Consider the following 21,278-nt stretch of genomic DNA (forward strand, 5'->3'; position numbering starts at 1 on the left):
GATCCTTAAAACACCGGGTTGTAGCGGCCGAGCTCGACCTGCACCGACTTGATTCGAGTGTAGTGCTCGAGCGTCGTGATGCCGTTCTCGCGTCCGACACCGGATTGCTTGTATCCGCCAACCGGCATCTCGGCCGGCGATTCGCCCCACGTGTTGATCCAGCAGATGCCGGCTTCGAGGCGGTGGATCGTGCGATGCGCGCGCGACAGGTTCTCGGTCACGACACCGGCCGCGAGGCCGTAGTGCGTGTCGTTCGCGCGGGCAATCACTTCGTCTTCCGATGCGAAATCGAGGATGCTCATCACCGGCCCGAAGATTTCCTCGCGGACGATCTTCATGTCGTCGTGGCAGTCGCCGAACACGGTCGGCGCGACGTACTGGCCGCTGCCGAAGTGGCCGTCGGTCAGGCGCGTGCCGCCCGCGAGCAGCTTCGCGCCTTCGGCCTTGCCGCTCTCGATGAAGCCGAGCACCTTGTCGAGCTGCGCGGCCGACACGAGCGGGCCGAAGTTGGTGTCGGCATCGGTCGGCTTGCCGACGCGAATGCGCTTCACGCGTTCAAGCACCTTCTGCGTGAACGTGTCCTTGACCGAGCCGTGCACGAACACGCGCGTGCCGTTGGTGCAGACCTGGCCCGAGCTGAAGAAGTTGGCGGTGACCGCGATGTCGGCGGCGCGGTCGAGGTCGGCATCCTCGAACACGATCAGCGGCGACTTGCCGCCGAGCTCCATCGTCACTTCCTTCAGCGACGATGCGCCGGCGAGCGACATCACTTTCTTGCCGGTCTCGACGCCGCCGGTGAACGACACCTTCGCGATGTCCGGATGGCCCGTCAGCAGCGCACCGACCGAACCGTCACCCTGCACGACGTTGAACACGCCGGCCGGCACGCCGGCTTCCGTATAGATTTCCGCGAGCTTCAGCGCGGTGAGCGGCGTGACTTCGCTCGGCTTGAACACCATCGCGTTGCCGGCCGCGAGCGCGGGCGCCGTCTTCCAGCACGCGATCTGGATCGGGTAGTTCCATGCACCGATGCCCGCGCACACGCCGAGCGGTTCGCGGCGCGTATACACGAACGACTCGGCGCGCAGCGGCACCTGCAGCCCCTCGATCGCGGTCGCGAGGCCCGCGTAGTATTCGATCACGTCCGCGCCCGTGACGATGTCGACCGCGAGCGTCTCGCCGATCGGCTTGCCGGTGTCGCGCGTCTCGATCGCCGCGAGTTCGTCGTTGCGTTCGCGCAGCAGGTCGACCGCGCGGCGCAGGATGCGCGAGCGCTGCATCGCGGTCATCGCGGCCCACTCGCGCTGGCCTTCCTGTGCCGATGCGACCGCGCGGTCGACGTCGGCCGCGCTTGCCTGCTGCACCTGTGCGAGCAGTTCGCCGGTGGCGGGGTCGAAGGTGTCGAAAGTCTTGCCGCTGGTGGCGTCGACGTAACCGCCGCCGATGTAGAGGCGCTGCAAACCGTATACGGACATGAGGATCTCCTTGAGGGCGACTGCGTGACGCGTCAGTCTGACGCGAGGAGCAGGTCGATGTAATTGTGGGCGAGCTTCAGTGCAGCCCGTGTGTCGATCGGGCCGCCGGCGAGCGCACCGCGCAGCCACAGGCCGTCGATCAGCGCGGCGAGGCCGCTGGCGGCTTCCCGTGCCTTCGCGCGCGGCAACGCCTTGGCGAATTCCGCGCACAGGTTCGAATGGAGGCGCCGCGTGTTGACGTGCTGCAGGCGCTTGAGCATCGCGTCGTGCATGCTCTGCGACCAGAACGCGAGCCAGGTCTTCATCACGGGTGCGCTGACCTGCGTGTCGTCGAAGTTCGCGGCGACGATCGCGCGCAGCCGGGACCGCGGGTCCTTGCGTGCCGCGACGCGGCGGCGCGTGGTGGCCGCCCACAGATCGCGCAGCACGTGCCGCATCGTGGCTTCGAGCAGGCCGTCCTTGTCGCCGAAGTAATGGCTGACGATACCCGTCGAGATGTTCGCGCGCTGCGCGACCGATGCGAGCGTCGTGCCGGGGAGGCCGGCCTCGTCGATCGAGCGCAGCGTCGCGTCGATCAACTGCGCGCGACGAATCTCCCGCATTCCGACCTTCGGCATTGCGATCCCCTTCGCCCGGACGGGCCGTTCCTGGAAGTCGACAGCTTATCGGTTTTTTATTGACCGTTCAATCAACAAAAAAACAGGGTCCGACGGTGAATCGAGCGATCGGTTGGGCGAGCAGACGCAGCCGCCGCGATTGTGCAGGTGCGGAAAAACGCGTTGAAAGAAGGTTAAATAACTTGAAGTTTGTTTAAAACGATTTCCGAAAAGACGACGCAATGGTTGCGAAAGTTAATTGAATCGATTTATTACACGCCGAAAGAATGTCGAGCTATGTGAGATTTTCGGAAATTCGAAAATTCGAGTCTCGGATTCCGTCGTTGGTAGTTTCCTGGAATTCGTTTCAATCAATCGATTGAAACTTCATATGGCATTGAAATTAAAGGAAATAGTTTGGATTGTCGATTGCTTGTCGGCTCGACAGCAAACGATTGCGGTCAACTCGGGACCGTGTCCGTCTACCATAAAAAATGCAAAATATATTTGAATCTGGCGTATTTCCGGGCGGAGTAGAGGGGATCGTTGGAATGACTTGAGTAAGTAATATTGCCCGTATTAGTATGGCGCCGAACCAAAAGGAATGAATCGGCGCCGCGGGTTTTTCCCGCGGTGCGTCGGCAATGGGCGCGGCCAACGACCGCGACAGGGCCGGCGCCCGCCATTGCGCACCTGCAGCATGCCGCGACGCCGAGACGCCGCATCCACCGGAGAACGACGATGCCGACCGAAAAACACGTGGTCCCGCTACCGAATGGTCTGAAGGTCTACGTCGAACGGAACGTGTTCGATCCGTCGTTCGACACGGCGATGCTCGTCAACGGCGCGCTCGCGACGACCGCATCGTTCGGGCAGACCGTCCAGTATCTCGGCGAGCGGATGAACACGATCTGCTTCGACCTGCCGTATGCGGGGCAGTCGCGCCAGCACAACCCCGGCTGCTTCATTCTGACCAAGGACGACGAGGCCGCAATTCTCCAGCATCTGGTCGAACGCTTCGCGCCGGCGTTCCTCGTATCGGTGTCGTGGGGCGGTGTCGCGTCGCTGTTCGCGCTCGCGCGCGGCTGCCCGAGCGTGCGGCGCGCGGCGATCTGCTCGTTCTCGCCGTTCCTGAACGACGCGATGGTCGACTACGTGACGCGCGCCCGCGACCACATCGCGGCCGGCGAGAACCTGAAGGCCGCGCAGCTGCTGAACGATACGGTCGGCCGCTACCTGCCGCGCATCATGAAGCTCTACAACTACCGCTATCTGACGCGCTTGCCGCGCGACGAGCAGGACCAGGTCGCGTTCCACGTCGACCAGATCCTGTCGCTGCAGCCGGAGCGCTACCTGAGCGAGTTTTCCAACATCGGCTGCGAGTTGCTGTTCCTGAACGGCGAGCGCGACGAATACACGACGCCGGCCGATGTCCGCCAGCTCGCCACGCACGTGCCGCGCGCGCGCTTCGCGACGATTCCCGACGCCGGCCATTTCCTCGACATCGAAGGCCGCGCGCAGCGCGAAACCACGCGCGCGGCGCTGCTCGACTTCTTCTGCGACACGCCGCCCGTCGCCGCGGGCCTCGCGCTCGGCGCCGCACACGCATGCGTGTCCGCGCCGATGCCGGCGCTGTCGTCATGACGCAGCACGTCGCGCACCGGGCACACCGGGCGCATCCGAATTTTCTTTCACACGAGGCAGGCCAGCCGTGAATATCGTTCAGACCATCGCCATCGTCGTTCCCTGGGCCGCGTGGCTCGCCTACTGGATCGCGACGTCGCAGGCCGTGAAGACGACCGTGCGCAAGGAGGCGTCGCGCTCGCGCACGCTGCAGTCGATTCCGCTGATCGTCGGCGGCGCGCTGATCATCCTGCCCGATCCGTCGTGGCAGGCACTCGTGCCCGACTGGCAGCGCTTCGGCCTGCAGGCGCAATGCGGGCTCGCGGTGCTCGTCGCGGGGCTGCTGTTCTCCGTATGGGCGCGGCTGCATCTCGGCACGAACTGGAGCGTGTCGGTCACGCTGAAGGAAGACCACGAACTCGTCCGCACCGGGCCGTACGCGCTCGTGCGTCACCCGATCTATACGGGCTGCCTGATCGCGCTCGTCGGCGCCGCGCTGATCGGCGGCGAGTGGCGCGGCGCGCTTGGCGTCGCGCTCGTGTTCGCGTCGCTCGCGTACAAGGTACGTGTCGAGGAAAGCTGGCTGACCGGGTATTTCGGGCCGGCGTACGCGCAATACCGCCGCGAGGTCGCGGCGCTGATCCCCGGCTTCTATTGACCCCGCGAGGCGCGCGATGGCGAAGGTGATCGTGACCGCGATCGGGTCGGCGGGCGACGTGCATCCGCTGCTCGGCGTCGCGCGGGCGCTCGCGCTGCGCGGCCACGACGTCGTGTTTTGCACGCACGCGCCGTTCGAGACGATCGTGCGCCGTTGCGGGTTCGCGTTCGTGCCGATCGGCACCGCGGCCGAATACGAGGCCGCGATGGCGAACCCCGCGCTGTGGGATTCGCGCACGTCGTTTCGCACGCTGTGGCAGGTGATCGCGCCGACGCTGCGCCCGCACTACGACGCGCTGCGCGCACTGGCTGATGGCGATACGGTACTCGTCGGCACGCTGTGGGCGTTCTCCGCACGCTTCATGCAGGAACTGCACGGCACGCCGTACGTATCGGTGCAGGTGTCGCCGTCGACGCTGCTGTCCGCCCATGCGCCGCCGACGCACCCGCGCCTGACGATTCCCGCACGCTGGCCGCTGCCGGTGAAGGCGGCGCTGATGACGCTGATCGAGCGCCAGGTGCTCGATCGCACCTGCGGCCCCGCGCTCAACGCGGTGCGCCGCGAGCTCGGGCTCGCGCCCGCGCGGCGCGTGCTGGGCCGCTGGCTGCATTCGACCGACGGCGTGCTGTGCCTGTTTCCCGGCTGGTTCGCGCCGCCGCAGCCGGACTGGCCGTCGAATCACCTGCAAAGCGGTTTCCCGTTGTTCAACGATATTGCGACACCCGACGAAGATGTGGCACTCGATGCGTATCTCGCGGCCGGTGAACCCCCGGTCGTGTTCACGGCCGGTTCGACACGCGTCGATCATGCGGCGTATGCGCGCGCGGTGGCGGATGCGCTGCGCGCGACCGGCGCGCGCGGGATCCTGCTGAGCCCGCACGATGCGGCGCCGGACGGCGATCGGCTGCTCGTGCGCCGCTTCGTGCCGATGCGCACGCTGCTGCCGCGTTGCCGCGCGCTCGTGCATCACGGCGGGATCGGCACGGCGGCGCTCGCGTTCGAAGCCGGAATTCCGCAGGTCGTGACACCGTTCGCGCACGACCAGTTCGACAACGCGCAGCGCGTCGCGGCAAGCGGCGCCGGCCTGCGCGTCGACGGTGCGGTCGACGGCGTGCGTCTCGGTGCGGCGCTCGCGCGCGTGCTGGATGAACCCGAATTGTCCTTGCATGCGGAACGCACGCGTGCGCTGATCAACGCGGCGCCGGACGGCTGCGAAACGGCTGCCGATTACATCGAGCGCTTCGTGCCGAGCCGCGGACGCGCGATCTCGCCGCCCGTTGTCGCGTTGGCGGGCGCATGAGCACGGCATCGCCGCTTCAGGACACGCCCGCCGCCTTCGACGCGAGCGAACCCGCACCCGTTGCGCCGCCGGTGCGCGGCGCCCGGCTCGCGCTGCTGACGTTCGCGCTGTCGCTTGCGACCTTCATCGAAGTGCTCGACTCGACCGTCACCAACGTCGCGGTGCCCGCGATCTCGGGCAGTCTCGGCGTCTCGAACAGCCAGGGTACGTGGGTGATCAGCTCGTATTCGGTCGCGGCCGCGATCGCGGTGCCGCTGACCGGCTGGCTCGCGCGGCGCGTCGGCGAGCTGCGGTTGTTCGTCGGCGCGGTGCTGCTGTTCACGCTGACGTCGCTGCTGTGCGGCCTCGCGCGCGACCTGCATGTGCTGGTGGTCTGCCGCGCGCTGCAGGGGCTGTGCTCGGGGCCGATGGTGCCGCTGTCGCAGACGATCCTGCTGCGCACGTTCCCGCCGGACAGGCGCACCGTCGCGCTCGCGCTATGGGCGATGACGGTGCTGCTCGCGCCGATCTTCGGGCCGGTGGTCGGCGGCTGGATCGTCGACAGCTTCTCGTGGCCGTGGATTTTCCTGATCAATTTGCCGATCGGGCTGTTCTCGTTCGCGGTCTGCACCGCGATGCTGCGCCCCGACGCGCAGCGTGGTGAGGCCGGCCCGATCGACGTGCCGGGCATCGTGCTGCTCGTGATCGGCGTCGGTTCGCTGCAGGCGATGCTCGATCTCGGCCACGACAAGGGCTGGTTCGATTCGCCGCTGATCGTCACGCTCGCGGTGGTCGCGGGGCTCGCGATCGTGTCGCTGCTGATCTGGGAGGCGGGCGAGGCCCATCCGGTCGTGGACCTGAGCCTGTTTCGCGATCGCACGTTCTCGTTCTGCGTGCTGATCATCTCGCTCGGGATGATGAGCTTCTCGGTGGTGGGTGTCGTGTTCCCGCTGTGGATGCAGGCGGTGATGGGCTACAACGCATTCCACGCGGGGCTCGCCACCGCGTCGCTCGGCGTGCTCGCGCTCGTGTTCTCGATTCTCGTCGGCCTGCACGCGCACCGTTTCGACGCGCGCGTGCTCGCGACCTTCGGCTTCCTCGTGTTCGCGGCCGTGCTCGCATGGGATGCGCACTTCACGCTGAAGATGACGTTCGCGCAGATCGCCGCGCCCGGGCTGATCCAGGGGATCGGGCTGCCGTGTTTCTTCATTCCGCTGACCGCCGCGACGTTGTCGCGCATTCCGGACGACCGGCTCGCGGCGGCGTCGAGCCTGTCGAACTTCCTGCGCACGCTGTCGGCCGCGTTCGGCACCGCAATGAGCGTGACGCTGTGGGACAACCGTGCGACCTATCACTACGACGTCGTGTCGCAATCGGTCACGCACGCGTCGGCGAACACGCAGCGCTTCGTGCACACGCTGAACGCGATGGGCGTGGACGGCGTGCGCGAGCTATCCACGCTGCACCAGGTCGTGATGCAGCAGGCGTACATGATGGCGACGGGCGACATGTTCTGGATGGCGAGCATGACCTGCCTCGTGCTCGCCGCGATGATGTGGCTCACGCGGCCGAAGCGCGGCGCGGCAGCTTCGTTCGGACATTGAGGAGAGCGGCATGACGACACTCGGCGCACTCGTGATCCTGTATCACCCGACCGACGCGCAGCTCGCGGCGCTCGGCACGTGGCGGCACGCGTGCGACGCGCTGCTCGTCGTCGACAACACGCCGCAGCCCGATCCGCGCGCAAGCGAACTGTGCGCGCGCGACGGCATCGCGCTGCTGCATCACGGCAATCGCGGCGGAGTCGCGGGCGCGTACAACGCGGGGCTCGCGGCGCTGTTTCGCGACAACGTCGATGCGGTCGCGCTGTTCGACCAGGATTCGTCGGTGCCGGCCGGTTACTTTTCGACGATGCGCGACGCCTGCGCGGGGCTCGCGGGGCGCGCATTCCTTGCCGGCCCGCGCATCTTCGACGAGAACGCGCGCAGCTTCCTGCCCGAGCTGGCGACCAACGGGATCGCGTTACGCCGGCTGCGCGTCGATCCCGATGCGCAATTGCAGCGCTGTGCGTTCCTGATCTCGTCGGGCTGCGTCGTGTCGCGCGCCGCGTTCGACGTGCTCGGCCGCTTCGACGAGACGCTGTTCATCGATCACGTCGATACCGAATACAGCTTCCGCGCGCTCGCGCGCAACGTGCCGCTGTACGTCGTGCCGTCGCTGGTGCTGCCGCACCGGATCGGCGCGAAGCAGCGTCACGCGTTCGGCCCTTTCGAAATGACGTCGATGAATCACTCGTGGCAACGGCGCTACTACAGCGCACGCAATGCGGTGCAGCTCGGGATGCAGTACGGGCTGCGCTTTCCCGTGGCGATCGTGCCGAACCTGCTGACCGTGTGGCAGGTCGTGCAGATCGCGCTCGTCGAGCGCGACAAGCGCGACAAGCTCGCCGGCATCCTGTTCGGTATCGCGGACGGCCTGTTCGGCCGGCTCGGTCCGCTCGAACGCACGCGGCCGCGTCTGGCCGCGCGTGCGCAGCGCGTCCAGCAGGGATGAGGGAAACGATGCGGCGTGTGAAAGAAAATACGGCAGCGCTGGCGCGTGGCGTGAAGGGCGGTGCGTTGATCGGAGCCGCGGCGGCGGCGATGGCATTGGGCGGATGTGTGCCGACGGGCTTCCTGCCGTCGCTGTCGTTGCGCGCGCCGGCCGACGATGCGCTCGCGCACACGGCCGGCCCCGGCGTGAACGGTGCGTGGCCCGCACCCGACTGGGTGAAGCAACTTCAGGATCCGCAGCTCGACGCGCTGGTCGCCGAGGCATCGCAAAACAATCCCGACCTGCAGGTTGCTCAGGCGCGATTGCGGATCGCGCAGGCGCAGCTTCAGCAGTTCGATTCATTGACGGGGCTGACGGGCACGGCCGGCGCAACGGTCAGCCGCGCGCGGATGCCGAAGCCGGGCGACGACGTCGCCAACGTGTCGGTCGGCGGCTATCGCGTGCCGGTCGAGATATTTGGCGATCCGAACGTATCGCCGTCGTCGGTGTTCGTCGGGCTCAACTACCAGCTCGACCTGTGGGGCAAGAACCGCGCGGCGACGAAGAGCCTGATGTCGCTGCGTGAAGCGGCGCGGGTCGAGGCGGAGCAGGTGCGGCTCACGCTGGCGGTCGCGATCGTCACCGTGTACTGCCAGCTCGACCAGGCGTACGCGACGCAGGATCTGCTGCAGCAGAAGCTGAAGGTCAGTCAGCGCGTGACGACCGTGCTGCGCGAGCGTACTGCGCGCGGGCTCGACAACGCGTACGACGCGAGCGACGCATCGATCAAGCGCAGCAAGTTGCTCGCGCAGATCGCGCTGAACGACGAGCAGATCAAGCTCGCGCAACTGCAGCTCGGTGTGCTGTCGGGCCGCGGCCCGGAGCGCGGGCTCGCGCTGCAGCGGCCGCGCGTCGGCGCATTGGCCGGCGGCGCGCTGCCCGCGCGGCTGCCGGCCGATCTGCTGGGCCGACGGCCCGACATCGTCGCCGCGCGGCTGCGTGTCGAGGCCGCGTTCGCGAATGCCGATTCGACACGCGCGCAGTTCTATCCGGACGTGAATCTCGTCGCGCTCGGCGGCGTGTTTGCGCTGACGCCCGCGTCGCTGTTCTCGCGCGACGCGCTTGGCGGCTCCGTCGGCCCGGCGATCTCGCTGCCGGTGTTCGATCGCGGCCGGCTGAAGGCGAAGCTCGGCGCGGACGTCGCGCAGGCCGACGTCGCGATCGGCCTGTACAACAAGACCGTCGACGACGCGCTCGGTCAGGTCGCGCAGATCGTCACGTCTCTGCGTACGTCGCAGACGCTCGTCGCGCAGCAGCAGGACGCGGTCGCGGCCGCGCAAAAGATCGTGGAGATTGCGACTGACCGTCATCGGCGCGGCGTGCTGATGCAGAAGGACGTCGATGTCGCGGATCTCACGTTGATCGACGAGCGCGCACAGATGATCGCGTTGCTCGGCCGGCAGCGGACGCTGCGTGTCGGGTTGATCGGTGCGCTGGGCGGCGGGTTCGACGCGGGCGCGACGGTCGCGCAGGCGCCGACCGTGCATCGGGCGCGCGGCGGGGCGGCGAAGCGCGGTGCTTCGATCGCCACATCCGCAGCGCCCGTCGTGGCGGCTGCGACCGCAACGACCGCACCGACCGCCACCGCGACCACCAGCCAGTCGGTGGCGGGTCCGTCGGCCGATGCGCGTGCGCGGAGCGTGGCCGTCCCGCAGGTCGTCGCAGCATCGAATGCGGCGGCTGCACGACGCGACGACGCAGCCCGCACGCCGGCCGGCGGCGCGACGCCTCGCGGCGCCCCCGTTTCCGCGCGCACGGCGGCAGTGAATCCAGCGCCGGGCCCGTCGGCCGTGCCGCCGATCCCCTTGTTCCAGCATGACCGCCTGATCGTTACGCAAAGCGACTGATGCACCACGACAACCTTCATACCGCCGCGCAGCCGGCTGCCCTGAACGATCCCGCACTCGACGCGCGCCGGGCGACGCGCCGCAAGCGCTTCACGCTGTTCTTCGCGGTCGTGCTGCTGGCCGCGCTCGTCTGGATCGCGTTCTGGCTGTTGCATGACCGCTATTACGAAGACACCGACGACGCGTACGTCGCGGGCAGCATCGTGCAGGTCGCGGCGCAGATTCCGGGCACCGTGACCGACGTGCTGGTCGCCGATACGCAGGCCGTGCGTGCCGGGCAGACGCTGGTGCGGCTCGACGACACCGAGGCGTCCGTCGCGTTCGCACAGGCGAAGGCGCAACTCGTGCAGGCCGTGCGGCAGGTCGCGAACGCGAAGATCTCGAACACGATGTACGTCGAAGCCGTGACCGCGCGCCAGGCCGACCTGTCGCTCGCGCAGCGCGCGCTCGCCGCGCGCTCGGGCGCGTCGGTCGAGATCGTCGCGCCGGAGGAGCTGGCGCGCGCGCGCGCGGCGGTCGCCGGTGCGCAGGCCAATCTCGCGGCCGCACAGGCGCAGCTCGATGCGGCGCGCGCGCTCGGCACCCGGTTGCCCGTCGACGAAAGCCCGGCCGTCGTGCAGGCGGCCGCGCAGTTCAAGCTCGCGTACCGGAACCTGAAGCGCACGACGATCGTCGCGCCGGTCGACGGCACGATCGGTCAACGTTCGGTGCAGGTCGGCCAGCAGGTCGGGCCCGGCGTGCCGCTGATGTCGATCGTGCAGCTCAGTCAGTTGTGGATCGAGGCAAATTTCAAGGAAGGGCAGATCCGCCACATGCGCATCGGGCAGCCGGTCGAGATCGTGTCGGATCTCTACGGCTCGCGCGTGACCTATCGCGGCCGCGTGCAGGGCTTCTCGGCCGGCACCGGCAGCGCGTTCTCGATGCTGCCCTCGCAGAACGCGGCCGGCAACTGGATCAAGGTCGTGCAACGCGTGCCGGTCGTGATCGCGATCGATCCCCGCGATCTGGCCGCGCATCCGCTGCGGGTCGGGCTGTCGATGCGGGCGACGGTCGATACGCGCAACCGCGACGGCCATGCGCTCGACAGCGAGCCGCCGACGCCGGCCGTCAGTACGCGCGTGCACGACGGGGTGGCGAGCGACGCGGAAGCGGCGGCCGCCGCGATCGTTCGCGAGAATCAGGGCGGGTAACGCGCGCCCGACCGACGGGCGGGCCGCTCGCGCCGATCGGCCGGGTCGCGCGCTCACGCGTTCCGTGCCTTGCACGATCGCGCTCTCCGGCCGTCTTTCCTGACCCGACTTTCGTGTTTCCGCCATGGATGTCGGCACCGTTCAAACGCATGTCGCGTTTGAGACATCGGGGCCCCCACCTCCGGGACTACTCTCGAACAGCACGTTGCGTAGCGCCGCATCCGTCGGCGCGCGGCAGCGCCATCAACGAGACATGGAGACAATACGATGAGCAGCAATCGAGGTGTCGTCTATCTTGGGCCGGGCAAGGTCGAAGTGCAGAAGATCGATTATCCGAAAATGGTCGATCCGACCGGCCGCGCGATCGGCCACGGTGTCATCCTGAAAGTGGTGAGCACGAACATCTGCGGCTCCGACCAGCACATGGTGCGCGGCCGCACGACCGCTCCGGTCGGCCTCGTGCTCGGTCACGAGATCACGGGCGAAGTGGTCGAGGTGGGCCCGGACGTCGAGACGCTGAAGATCGGTGATCTCGTGTCGGTGCCGTTCAACGTCGCATGCGGCCGCTGCGCGATGTGCAAGGACACGCATACGGGTGTATGCCTGAACGTGAACCCGTCGCGTGCCGGCGGTGCTTACGGCTACGTCGACATGGGCGGCTGGATCGGCGGCCAGGCCGAGTACGTGCTCGTGCCGTACGCGGACTTCAACCTGCTGAAATTCCCCGACCGCGACCAGGCGATGGCGAAGATTCGCGATCTGACCTGCCTCTCCGACATTCTTCCGACCGGCTATCACGGCGCGGTGAGCGCGGGCGTGAAGCCGGGCTCGACGGTCTACATTGCGGGTGCGGGCCCGGTCGGCATGGCGGCGGCCGCGTCGGCGCGCCTGCTCGGCGCGGCGGTGACGATCGTCGGCGACATGAACGCGGAACGCCTCGCGCACGCGCGGGCGATGGGCTTCGAGACGGTCGACCTGTCGAAGGACGCGTCGCTCGGCGAGCAGATCGAGCAGATCCTCGGCGTGCCGGAGATCGATTGCGCGGTCGACTGCGTCGGCTTCGAGGCGCACGGCCACGGTTCGTCGGGCCATTCCGAGGAAGCGCCCGCGACGGTGCTGAACTCGCTGATGGAAATCACGCGGCCGGCCGGCGCGATCGGCATCCCGGGCCTGTACGTGACGGACGATCCGGGCGCGAAGGACAAGGCCGCGCAGCACGGCAGCCTGAGCATCCGCTTCGGCCTCGGCTGGGCGAAGTCGCACTCGTTCTTCACGGGCCAGACGCCGGTGCTCAAGTACAACCGCAACCTGATGCAGGCAATCCTGTTCGACCGTCTGCCGATCGCGAAGATCGTCAACGTCGAAGTGATCTCGCTCGACCAGGCGCCGGAAGGCTACAAGAAGTTCGACGGCGGCGCGCCGCGCAAATTCGTGATCGATCCGCACGGCTTGCTGGCGGCCTGACGCACGAACGACGGGCATGAAGCGGGCGGCACCGGAGACGGTGCCGCCCGTTTTTCGTTGTGGGCGTGGCTGCGGTCGCCGTGCGCCGCGCGCTCAATGCCCGCGATAGATCATCGCCGTTTCGGCCCCGCTCGCCATCGCGCGCCGACCATGACGCGTATGCAGGGTCACGCGGCGTATCGCGTGCCCGCGTCGCGTCGCGGTGGCACCGCCTTTCCAGTCGGCGACGCGAATGCCGCTGCCGCGCGCGGTGTCCGGTCCGTGAACCGGCGGCGCGTGCCGCGCGAGCGTCGTCATCGGGCGTCCTGCCGCGTGTCGGGGCGTGCCCGCATTGCCGGGTTGAGCGGCCTTGCTCGACCGATCGGCGTCGGTGTCGACATTGGCGGCGGCGAGCCGATCGGCGTCGACTGCCGCGCGCTCGGCCGGATGCATTGCCTGGACGGGTGCGGGCGCGGGCCCGACCGGCAACGTCGGCGCGTCAGCCGCATGCAGACTGGCGTAAGCCGTCACCGGGCGCGACGCGCCCGGTCCGCGACAGACGGGATCCACCCGGCACGTCCGGTCATACGTCACATAGCCGCCGACCAGCATCACGAGGGTCAGGATGCTCAGCAGCGGCGCGCTAGACGCGCGCGGCCGCTGGACCGCCGCGCCGCGAACCGCGGCCGCGACGCGCGACGACCACGTCGGGACGGGCTGCGCCTCGTGCGGGGGCGCGGCCTGCGCGGCGGGCGCATCGTCGTTCGATCGGCGCAGCGGCGCGAACGGCCAGCCTCCCTGTCCGCAGACGGGGCACTGCTCGCTGGCGCGGAACGCCATGAAGCCGCACTGCCGGCAGCGCTGGCTGACGGTGGCGCGCGGCTCGGCACGCAGGTTCAGTGCGCCGCGCAGCGTGTCGCGCGTGCGGACTTTCCGGTTGGGCAGGACTTGCATGATCGTTGCTACCTCGTCTGCTGTTGCCGCCCCGCGAGCCTTCCGATGGTGCGCATCGCGTCCTCGACGGCAGGGGTCCACGGTCGGCCATAGTTCAGCCGGACGTAGCGGTGAAAGGCGCCCGTCATCGAAAAGATCGGCCCGGGCGCGAGGCTGACCCCATTCTCCATCGCGTCGCCGAACAACTGCATCGCATCCACGTGCGGCGGCAATTCGATCCACAGGAAATATCCGCCGCGCGGGGCATACACCTCGGTGTCGGCCGGGAAGTACGCGCGAACGGCCGCGAGCATCTGCGCCTGGTGGGCCGCGAGGTTGAGCCGGAGCCTGCGCAGGAAGCGGTCGTACGCGCCGTTGCGCAGATAGCTGGACACGGCCATCTGCGCGGGCACGTCGGCCGCCGGCGCGCTCGCGTTCTTCACCTGCCTGATCTGCTTCACGTAACGTCCGGCCGCGACCCAGCCGACCCGGAAACCGGGGGCGAGGCACTTCGAGAACGAACCGCAATGCAGCACGAGCCCGCTGTCGTCATACAGTTTCGCGGGGCGCGTGGGCGTCGGGCCGAAATGTAGTTCTCCGAACACGTCGTCCTCGATCAGCGGCACCTGGTGCGATGCGAGCAGTTCGATCAGCCGGCGCTTGCGCTCGTCGGGCAGCGTCGCGCCTGTCGGGTTGTGGAACGAGGTCATGAACCAGCACGCGCGCACCGGATGCGTGTCGAGCACGTCGGCGAGCGCGTCGAGGTCGAGGCCGGTGCGCGGGTCAACCGCAATCTCGATGGCCTTCAGGTGCAGCCGCTGCACGGCTTGCAGCACCGCGGGGAAGGCAGGGCGCTCGATCGCGACCAGGTCGCCAGGGCGCGTGAGCGCCTGCAGGCTCAGCGTCAGCGCTTCCGCCGCGCCGGTCGTGATGACGATTTCTTCCATCGGCAACGACGCGCCCGCGTTCAGGTACCGCAACGCAATCTGGCGGCGCAGCGCCTCGTTGCCGGGCGGCAGGCCGGCCAGCAGTTTCTCGCGGTCCATGTTGCGGGCGGCCGTCGCCGCATATCGCCACAGGCTGCTCATCGGAAACAGTGAATAGCTGGCGAACGCGGAACCCAGTGGCACGATGTCGTCGCGTTTGAGCGAGTCGATCAGCTGGAACAGCGTATCGTCGCCGCCGGTCTGCGATGCAGCCGGTTTGCGCGGTATGTCGCGACCCGCGCGCACACGCTTGTCATCGAGGTTCGCAACGAAATAACCGCAACGCGCGCGCGCGACGATCAGGCCCTCGCTTTCGAGCGCGTAGTACGCGCGAAACACGGTGGAAGGACTGACACGATAGGCGCTGCATGCCGAGCGCACGGTCGGAATGCGTGCGCCTGCCGGCAGGTCGCCGCGCCGGATCGAATCGGCAATCGTCTGTGCGAGCACCGCATATCGCTTCATGCCTGGCCTCCGGCCGATCACGGCCGTCGCTGAAAAAAGAGTAGCACGGCGTCCGCCGCGTTCAATCCCGCCCCCAATCGTTCATCCGCAACCCGCTGATACGCACGTTTTCGGCCGACTCTGATCCTTTTCTTCAGACCAGCGAACCGGCATTCTTCGCAAGCCTTATTCCCGATGCGTGATCGATACGGTCTTCACGCCCCCTGACGGCGGATCCGTGACGACCGCGCACCATGTGCGGGACCGGGTGCGCAACGTCCTTACCTTACCCGGAAGCAATCAGCGTGAAATCGAAGTTCCTCGTCGCGGGCCTCGTCGCCGGCCTCGCGCTCAACCTGCTCGGCGGCGCCGCTAAAGCGGCCTGCATCAACAATCCCCCGACTCAATCCAATGCGTCGTTTCCCGCCGCACTGACCGGCAAGCTCGTCTATCACAGCTACGTCAAGTACGGCGACGGCACGAGCCAGCTGTTCCTGTACGACTTTTCGGCCCGCACGCTCACGCAGTTGAGCAAGAGCAGCTGGGGCATCACCGATCCGATGAACGGCGTGTTCAGCCCCGACGGCAAGTGGCTTGCATTCATGGGTATCAGCAATGGCGCCTGGAACGTGTTCATGCTGCAGCTCGGCGCCAGCACGCCGCCGGTCAACCTGACGAACAGCACGGGCGCGACGCGCAACGAGGATCCGAAGTTCAGCGCCGACGGCAAGACGCTCGTGTTCAAGCAGAACGGCGACGTGAAGCAGGGCACGCTGTCGTACACGAGCACGGGCCCGGTGTTCACGTCGGTCGTGAGCCTGACCAACGCACCGGTGGGCGCCGAATACTCGATGCCGTTCCTCGCGCCGGACGCGAGCGCCGTCTACTACGCGACGGGCACCGGCTCGAACATGGGGCTGATGAAACGCACGATCACGACCGGCACGACGGCGGTGTTCGATCATCCGGCCGGTCTGCAGACCTACTATCCGATCGTACGCGGCGACGGCATGGTGTTCTACGCGCGCTGGAAGGACACGGGCGGTGCCGACCAGATCTATGCGAAGACCGCGGATCCGGCGTCGACGCCGAACGTGCTGCCGATCAGCGACTGCATGAGCAACAACTCCGATCCGGCGCCGGTGAGCGGCACGAACTACGTGTTCTTCTCGTCGACGACGGCGGGCGGCTACCAGCTCTATGTGGGCGACGTGACCACCGGCCAGCGCTGGAGCCTCTCGCAGTTCGGCGTGAATGCGGACACGACCAAGGCGAAGCTCGGCTCGAGCTACTACGGTGGCCCGGCCGCCGCGCAGCCGATGCTGCTGTCGCAAGGTCGTCCGGCTGCTGCGTCGGCGAGCTACAACGCATCGCTGACGGCGGACAAGGCGTTCGACGGAAACACGACGAGCACGCGCTGGGATTCGCCGGAAGGCGCGGGCGTCGATCCGCAATGGATCTCCGTCGATCTCGGCGCGGTGAAGAAGATCAGCAGCGTCGATCTCTACTGGGACGCGGGCGCGCTCGTCTACCAGATCCAGACGTCGACCGACAACGCGAACTGGACGACGGTCTACTCGACGAACAACGGCGTGTCGTACGGTCACGTCACGCTGCCGAACCTGAACGCGCAGGGCCGCTACGTGCGGATGCTCGGCACGAAGCGGGCGACGCAGTGGGGTTACTCGCTCGACGAAATGCAGGTGTGGGGATCGTAATCACCAGCAAAAAGGCGGCCCTCGAGGCCGCCTTCTTTATCGCGCCGCGCCCGCATCACGCGTGAATCACATGCGCCGGAAACGCCGGTGCGGCAGCCGCCGCGCCCTGCGCGAGCGGCGCGACCTGCTTGCGGCGCTCGCGCGTCGGCGCGACGCCGAACGCATCGCGATAGCTCTTGCTGAAGTGGCAGGCCGACTGGAAGCCGCACGCCATCGTGATGTGCATGATCGACATGTCGGTCTGCAGCAGCAACTCGCGCGCGCGGCGCAGCCGCAGCGTCAGGTAATAGTGCGTGGGCGTCATCCCGAGATGCTCGCGGAACAGCCGCTGCAGCTGGCGCTGCGACATGTTCGCGAGTCGTGCGAGTTCCTCGCGCGACAGCGGCTCCTCGATGTTGTTTTCCATCAGCGAGATCACTTCGAACAGTGACTTGTTCGCCGAGCCGAGCCGCGCGACGAGCGGCATCCGCTGTTGCGCGCTCGTGTCGCGCACGTGTTCGACGATGAACTGCTCGGCGATCTGCGTGACGCGCGCGGTGCCCACGCGCGCGGCGATCAGGTTCAGCATCATGTCGAGCGGCGCGACGCCGCCCGTGCACGTGATGCGGTCGCGGTCGACCACGAACAGTTCCTTCAGGAAGCGCGTGTCCGGAAACTCTTCCTTCAGCGCCGACATGTTTTCCCAGTGGATCGCGCATGCATAGCCCGCGAGCAGCCCCGACTTCGCGAGCGCATAGGTGCCCGTGCACAGGCTGCCGAGCGGCAGTCCCATGCGCGCGAAGCGGCGCAGCGTCGACAGATGGGCGGGCGTGGTCGCGCGTTGCACGTCGACACCGCCGCACACGAATACGATATCCGGCTGCCCCACGCATTCGGCCGGGCCCGTGTCGACCGTGAGGCCGTTGCTCGCCGTGACCGGGCCGCCTTCCGGGCTGATGATCGACCAGCGATAGAGCGGCTGGCCGCTCAGGTAGTTCGCCATCCGAAGCACCTCGATCGCATTGGTGAACGCGATCATCGTGAAGTTCGGTAAAGGCATGAACGCGAAGTGGGACAGCGACGCTGTGCGGTCGGGCGACATGGGGGGCGTTCCTTGAATCTCTAATAGCTTTTGGCCCGAGAGGCACGGATCGGGCTACGGTATTGTGTGAGCGAGCGCAACAAGCGTGCCATACGGCTAAACCCTAGCTGCATACGTCGTAAGGGTGGAAGGCGGATGCTGCACTGCACCGTAAACGGGCTGCGCTGCACCCTCGACGCGCAACTCAGGCACCGGCGAAGTGCCTGTCCGTGGACAAACCGCACACGCCGGTTTGCTTCGTCATCGGAAAAAGCACGACCGGTCACTTGTACAAAACGGACGCGCATGGCGGAAAAGGCAAAGAACGCGTCTAAATTCATCAATCCGCCGAAAATCCGAACGACAAGAATAGAGCCGTCGGCAGCCTTGCACTGGATGCGCTGGAAACCCAGGCATGGCGGGCCTCGAGCTTCGGTTGCACGCCCTTTATTCTTCGTCACGGACGCACTATGTCGAACACCCAGCCTTTCTTCTCGCAGCCCCTCGCCGAGCGCGACGCTCCGGTGCGCAGCGCCATCCTGAAGGAGCTCGAGCGCCAGCAGTCGCAAGTCGAGCTGATCGCGTCGGAAAACATCGTGTCGCGCGCGGTGCTGGAGGCGCAGGGTTCGGTGCTGACCAACAAGTATGCGGAAGGCTATCCGGGCAAGCGTTACTACGGCGGCTGCGAATTCGCGGACGAGGTGGAGGCGCTGGCGATCGAGCGCGTGAAGCAGATCTTCAACGCCGGCTACGCGAACGTGCAGCCGCACTCGGGCGCGCAGGCGAACGGGTCGGTGATGCTCGCGCTGGCGAAGCCGGGCGACACCGTGCTCGGCATGTCGCTGGACGCCGGCGGCCACCTGACGCACGGCGCCAAGCCGGCGCTGTCGGGCAAGTGGTTCAATGCCGTGCAATACGGCGTGAACCGCGACACGATGCGTATCGACTACGACCAGGTTGAAGCGCTCGCGCACGAGCACAAGCCGAACCTGATCATCGCCGGCTTCTCGGCGTACCCGCGCGCGCTGGACTTCGCGCGCTTCCGTGCGATCGCCGACAGCGTCGGCGCGAAGCTGATGGTCGACATGGCGCACATCGCGGGCGTGATCGCCGCCGGCCGCCATGCGAACCCGGTCGAGCATGCGCACGTCGTCACGTCGACCACGCACAAGACGCTGCGCGGCCCGCGCGGTGGCTTCGTGCTGACCAACGACGAAGAGATCGCGAAGAAGATCAACTCGGCCGTGTTCCCCGGCCTGCAAGGCGGCCCGCTGATGCACGTGATCGCCGGCAAGGCCGTCGCGTTCGGCGAAGTGCTGCACGCGGACTTCAAGACCTACATCGACAACGTGCTCGCGAACGCGCAGGCGCTTGGCGAAGTGCTGAAGGCGGGCGGCGTGGACCTCGTCACCGGCGGCACCGACAACCACCTGCTGCTGGTCGACCTGCGTCCGAAGGGCCTGAAGGGCGCGCCGGTCGAGCAGGCGCTGGAACGGGCGGGCATCACCTGCAACAAGAACGGCATTCCGTTCGACACCGAGAAGCCGACCGTCACGTCGGGCATCCGCCTCGGCACGCCGGCCGGCACGACGCGCGGCTTCGGCGTCGCGGAGTTCCGCGAGGTCGGCCGCCTGATTCTCGAAGTGTTCGACGCGCTGCGCGCGAACCCGGAAGGCGACCACGCGACCGAACAGCGCGTGCGCCGCGAGATTTTCGCGCTCTGCGAGCGCTTCCCGATTTACTGATCGACGACCCCCACAAAAGTAGAGACTTGAGCGAGAGGCAGATATGAGCACGCTGCACCAGGACAGCATCATCATCGACGGACTGAACATCTCGAAGTTCGAGAAGCCGGTGTTCGAGGACATGCGCAAGGGTGGCATCACGGCCGCGAACTGCACGGTGTCGGTGTGGGAGAACTTCACCAAGACCGTCGACAACATCGGCGTGATGAAGAAGAAGATCCGCGACAACGGCGAACTGCTGACGCTGGTGCGCACGACCGACGACATCTTCCGTGCGAAGAAGGAAGGCAAGACCGGCATCATCCTCGGCTTCCAGAACGCGCACGCATTCGAGGACAACCTCGGCTACATCGAGGCGTTCGCCGACATGGGCGTGCGCGTCGTGCAGCTTTGCTACAACACGCAGAACCTGGTCGGCACGGGCTGCTACGAGCGTGACGGCGGCCTGTCCGACTTCGGCCGCGAAGTGATCACCGAGATGAACCGCGTCGGCATCATGGTCGACCTGTCGCATGTGGGCGGCAACACGTCGTCGGAGGCGATCGCGTTCTCGAAGAAGCCGGTGTGCTACTCGCACTGCCTGCCGTCGGGCCTGAAGGAACATCCGCGCAACAAGAGCGACGCACAGCTGAAGGAAATCGCCGACGCCGGCGGCTTCGTCGGCGTGACGATGTTCGCGCCGTTCCTGAAGCGCGGGATCGAGGCGAACATCGACGACTACATCGAGGCGATCGACTACGTCGTGAACCTGATCGGCGAAGACGCGGTCGGCATCGGCACGGACTTCACGCAGGATTTCGCGAAGGAATTCTTCGACATGCTGACGCACGACAAGGGCCGCTATCGCCAGCTGACGAACTTCGGCAAGGTGATCAACCCGGACGGCATCCGCACGATCGGCGAATTCCCGAACCTGACCGCGGCGATGGAACGCCACGGCTGGAAGGAGTCGCGCATCCGCAAGATCATGGGCGAGAACTGGGTGCGCGTGTTCAAGGACGTGTGGGGCGCGTAAGCGCCCGCCGACCCGAACCGCCGCCCGCGATTCAACACAAGAACAATCGGGACGTGCCGGCGCTTGCAGCGCGGGCACGCGGACGATGTCGTGCCTGCGCCAGAACCGCGCGGCCTTTTTTCCTCACGGAGTCACCACGATGCAACCGCAACTGCCGATCAACGTCGATCCCGATACCGGCGTCTGGACCACCGACGCGCTGCCGATGCTGTACGTGCCGCGCCACTTCTTCACGAACAACCATGTCGCCGTCGAAGAAGCGCTCGGCGTCGAGGCGTATGCCGAGATCCTCTACAAGGCCGGCTACAAGTCCGCATACCACTGGTGCGACAAGGAAGCGAAGCTGCACGGGCTGACCGGCATGGCCGTGTTCGAGCACTACCTGAAGCGCCTGTCGCAACGCGGGTGGGGCCTGTTCTCGATCATCGAGGCCGATCCGGCCAGCGCGCGCGCGAAGATCGAGCTGCGCCACTCGTCGTTCGTGCTCCAGCAGCCGGGCAAGGAAGGCAAGCTCTGCTACATGTTCGCGGGCTGGTTCGCCGGCGCGATGGACTGGGTCAACGACACGACGCCGGAAGGCAAGGGCGCGCCGCGCGCGCAATCGAAGGAAGTGCAGTGTGCGGCCGAACACCACGACCACTGCGTCTTCGAAGTGTCGCCGATCGCGCACTGAT

17 protein-coding genes are annotated in these 21,278 nt (G+C 67.1%); 12 read left to right on the forward strand and 5 right to left on the reverse strand.

What is annotated here, in order from left to right; genetic code table 11:
• Positions 1 to 5 precede the first annotated feature (5 nt).
• Positions 6 to 1,475 (reverse strand): betaine-aldehyde dehydrogenase, encoded by a 1,470-nt coding sequence (betB, locus tag ACT2FV_RS00680; protein ID WP_444502973.1) that lies wholly within the window; start codon positions 1,473 to 1,475, stop codon positions 6 to 8.
• 32 nt (positions 1,476 to 1,507) lie between these two features.
• Entirely contained in the window at positions 1,508 to 2,092 is a 585-nt protein-coding gene (gene betI / locus ACT2FV_RS00685) for a transcriptional regulator BetI (RefSeq protein WP_059534154.1), read from the reverse strand.
• A gap of 720 nt (positions 2,093 to 2,812) precedes the next feature.
• Here betI and ACT2FV_RS00690 point away from each other — a divergent pair.
• The 8 genes from ACT2FV_RS00690 (at position 2,813) to fdhA (ending at position 12,724) form a co-directional block, all read left to right on the forward strand.
• A complete protein-coding gene (locus ACT2FV_RS00690) occupies positions 2,813 to 3,715 on the forward strand; it encodes an alpha/beta fold hydrolase (RefSeq protein WP_175816077.1) in 903 nt (300 codons plus the stop codon).
• 67 nt (positions 3,716 to 3,782) lie between these two features.
• Positions 3,783 to 4,352 (forward strand): methyltransferase family protein, encoded by a 570-nt coding sequence (locus ACT2FV_RS00695; RefSeq protein WP_059685557.1) that lies wholly within the window; start codon positions 3,783 to 3,785, stop codon positions 4,350 to 4,352.
• 16 nt (positions 4,353 to 4,368) lie between these two features.
• Positions 4,369 to 5,652, forward strand: a complete 1,284-nt coding sequence (locus ACT2FV_RS00700; RefSeq protein WP_444502974.1) for a glycosyltransferase — start codon at positions 4,369 to 4,371, stop codon at positions 5,650 to 5,652.
• Positions 5,649 to 7,235, forward strand: coding sequence for a DHA2 family efflux MFS transporter permease subunit (locus tag ACT2FV_RS00705; protein ID WP_444502975.1), 1,587 nt, complete (start codon positions 5,649 to 5,651; stop codon positions 7,233 to 7,235). The genes ACT2FV_RS00700 and ACT2FV_RS00705 overlap by 4 nt, the downstream gene beginning before the upstream one ends.
• Before the next feature lie 10 nt (positions 7,236 to 7,245).
• Entirely contained in the window at positions 7,246 to 8,184 is a 939-nt protein-coding gene (locus tag ACT2FV_RS00710; protein ID WP_059600259.1) for a glycosyltransferase family 2 protein, read from the forward strand.
• An 89-nt stretch (positions 8,185 to 8,273) separates the two neighbouring features.
• Complete coding sequence (locus ACT2FV_RS00715; RefSeq protein ID WP_444503885.1) at positions 8,274 to 10,070, forward strand: efflux transporter outer membrane subunit; 1,797 nt, start codon at positions 8,274 to 8,276, stop codon at positions 10,068 to 10,070.
• Positions 10,070 to 11,260 (forward strand): HlyD family secretion protein, encoded by a 1,191-nt coding sequence (locus tag ACT2FV_RS00720; protein ID WP_124901108.1) that lies wholly within the window; start codon positions 10,070 to 10,072, stop codon positions 11,258 to 11,260. Before ACT2FV_RS00715 ends, ACT2FV_RS00720 begins: the two co-directional genes overlap by 1 nt.
• A 267-nt stretch (positions 11,261 to 11,527) precedes the next feature.
• On the forward strand, positions 11,528 to 12,724 hold the full coding sequence (gene fdhA / locus ACT2FV_RS00725) for a formaldehyde dehydrogenase, glutathione-independent (RefSeq protein WP_059600256.1): 1,197 nt from the start codon (positions 11,528 to 11,530) through the stop codon (positions 12,722 to 12,724).
• A 93-nt stretch (positions 12,725 to 12,817) separates the two neighbouring features.
• Here the strand turns inward: fdhA and ACT2FV_RS00730 are convergent, their stop codons facing one another.
• On the reverse strand, positions 12,818 to 13,657 hold the full coding sequence (locus tag ACT2FV_RS00730; RefSeq protein ID WP_444502976.1) for an ATP-dependent serine protease: 840 nt from the start codon (positions 13,655 to 13,657) through the stop codon (positions 12,818 to 12,820).
• A gap of 8 nt (positions 13,658 to 13,665) precedes the next feature.
• The gene (locus ACT2FV_RS00735; RefSeq protein WP_444502977.1) at positions 13,666 to 15,087 is read right to left on the reverse strand and encodes an aminotransferase-like domain-containing protein; all 1,422 of its coding nucleotides are present in this window, start codon (positions 15,085 to 15,087) and stop codon (positions 13,666 to 13,668) included.
• Between the two features lie 284 nt (positions 15,088 to 15,371).
• Between ACT2FV_RS00735 and ACT2FV_RS00740 the strand changes: the two genes are divergently transcribed.
• Positions 15,372 to 16,784 carry a discoidin domain-containing protein gene (locus ACT2FV_RS00740; RefSeq protein WP_444502978.1) on the forward strand — a complete coding sequence of 471 codons (1,413 nt, stop codon included), beginning with the start codon at positions 15,372 to 15,374 and terminating at the stop codon, positions 16,782 to 16,784.
• 55 nt (positions 16,785 to 16,839) lie between these two features.
• Here the strand turns inward: ACT2FV_RS00740 and ACT2FV_RS00745 are convergent, their stop codons facing one another.
• On the reverse strand, positions 16,840 to 17,865 hold the full coding sequence (locus tag ACT2FV_RS00745; RefSeq protein ID WP_059600253.1) for a GlxA family transcriptional regulator: 1,026 nt from the start codon (positions 17,863 to 17,865) through the stop codon (positions 16,840 to 16,842).
• Positions 17,866 to 18,314: 449 nt separating this feature from the next.
• Between ACT2FV_RS00745 and ACT2FV_RS00750 the strand changes: the two genes are divergently transcribed.
• From ACT2FV_RS00750 to ACT2FV_RS00760, 3 genes are all read left to right on the forward strand, one after another.
• Positions 18,315 to 19,589, forward strand: a complete 1,275-nt coding sequence (locus ACT2FV_RS00750; protein ID WP_059600252.1) for a serine hydroxymethyltransferase — start codon at positions 18,315 to 18,317, stop codon at positions 19,587 to 19,589.
• A gap of 43 nt (positions 19,590 to 19,632) precedes the next feature.
• On the forward strand, positions 19,633 to 20,604 hold the full coding sequence (locus ACT2FV_RS00755; RefSeq protein ID WP_034186088.1) for a dipeptidase: 972 nt from the start codon (positions 19,633 to 19,635) through the stop codon (positions 20,602 to 20,604).
• Positions 20,605 to 20,743: 139 nt separating this feature from the next.
• Positions 20,744 to 21,277: a DUF5943 domain-containing protein gene (locus tag ACT2FV_RS00760; RefSeq protein WP_006488993.1), complete on the forward strand. Its 534-nt coding sequence runs from the start codon at positions 20,744 to 20,746 to the stop codon at positions 21,275 to 21,277.
• Position 21,278 lies beyond the last annotated feature (1 nt).

It is taken from the genome of Burkholderia sp. PR2 (assembly GCF_052372875.1).
Classification (GTDB): Bacteria; Pseudomonadota; Gammaproteobacteria; order Burkholderiales; family Burkholderiaceae; genus Burkholderia; species Burkholderia diffusa.

Excerpts from the sequence above, each read along its gene's own strand:
- ACT2FV_RS00750 (WP_059600252.1), top strand. The coding sequence starts at position 18,315 with ATGTCGAACACCCAGCCTTTCTTCTCGCAGCCCCTCGCCGAGCGCGAC.
- ACT2FV_RS00735 (WP_444502977.1), bottom strand. The coding sequence starts at position 15,087 with ATGAAGCGATATGCGGTGCTCGCACAGACGATTGCCGATTCGATCCGG.
- ACT2FV_RS00745 (WP_059600253.1), bottom strand. The coding sequence starts at position 17,865 with ATGTCGCCCGACCGCACAGCGTCGCTGTCCCACTTCGCGTTCATGCCT.
- ACT2FV_RS00730 (WP_444502976.1), bottom strand. The coding sequence starts at position 13,657 with ATGCAAGTCCTGCCCAACCGGAAAGTCCGCACGCGCGACACGCTGCGC.
- ACT2FV_RS00700 (WP_444502974.1), top strand. The coding sequence starts at position 4,369 with ATGGCGAAGGTGATCGTGACCGCGATCGGGTCGGCGGGCGACGTGCAT.
- ACT2FV_RS00755 (WP_034186088.1), top strand. The coding sequence starts at position 19,633 with ATGAGCACGCTGCACCAGGACAGCATCATCATCGACGGACTGAACATC.
- fdhA (WP_059600256.1), top strand. The coding sequence starts at position 11,528 with ATGAGCAGCAATCGAGGTGTCGTCTATCTTGGGCCGGGCAAGGTCGAA.
- ACT2FV_RS00720 (WP_124901108.1), top strand. The coding sequence starts at position 10,070 with ATGCACCACGACAACCTTCATACCGCCGCGCAGCCGGCTGCCCTGAAC.
- ACT2FV_RS00715 (WP_444503885.1), top strand. The coding sequence starts at position 8,274 with ATGGCATTGGGCGGATGTGTGCCGACGGGCTTCCTGCCGTCGCTGTCG.
- ACT2FV_RS00705 (WP_444502975.1), top strand. The coding sequence starts at position 5,649 with ATGAGCACGGCATCGCCGCTTCAGGACACGCCCGCCGCCTTCGACGCG.
- betB (WP_444502973.1), bottom strand. The coding sequence starts at position 1,475 with ATGTCCGTATACGGTTTGCAGCGCCTCTACATCGGCGGCGGTTACGTC.
- betI (WP_059534154.1), bottom strand. The coding sequence starts at position 2,092 with ATGCCGAAGGTCGGAATGCGGGAGATTCGTCGCGCGCAGTTGATCGAC.
- ACT2FV_RS00710 (WP_059600259.1), top strand. The coding sequence starts at position 7,246 with ATGACGACACTCGGCGCACTCGTGATCCTGTATCACCCGACCGACGCG.
- ACT2FV_RS00690 (WP_175816077.1), top strand. The coding sequence starts at position 2,813 with ATGCCGACCGAAAAACACGTGGTCCCGCTACCGAATGGTCTGAAGGTC.
- ACT2FV_RS00760 (WP_006488993.1), top strand. The coding sequence starts at position 20,744 with ATGCAACCGCAACTGCCGATCAACGTCGATCCCGATACCGGCGTCTGG.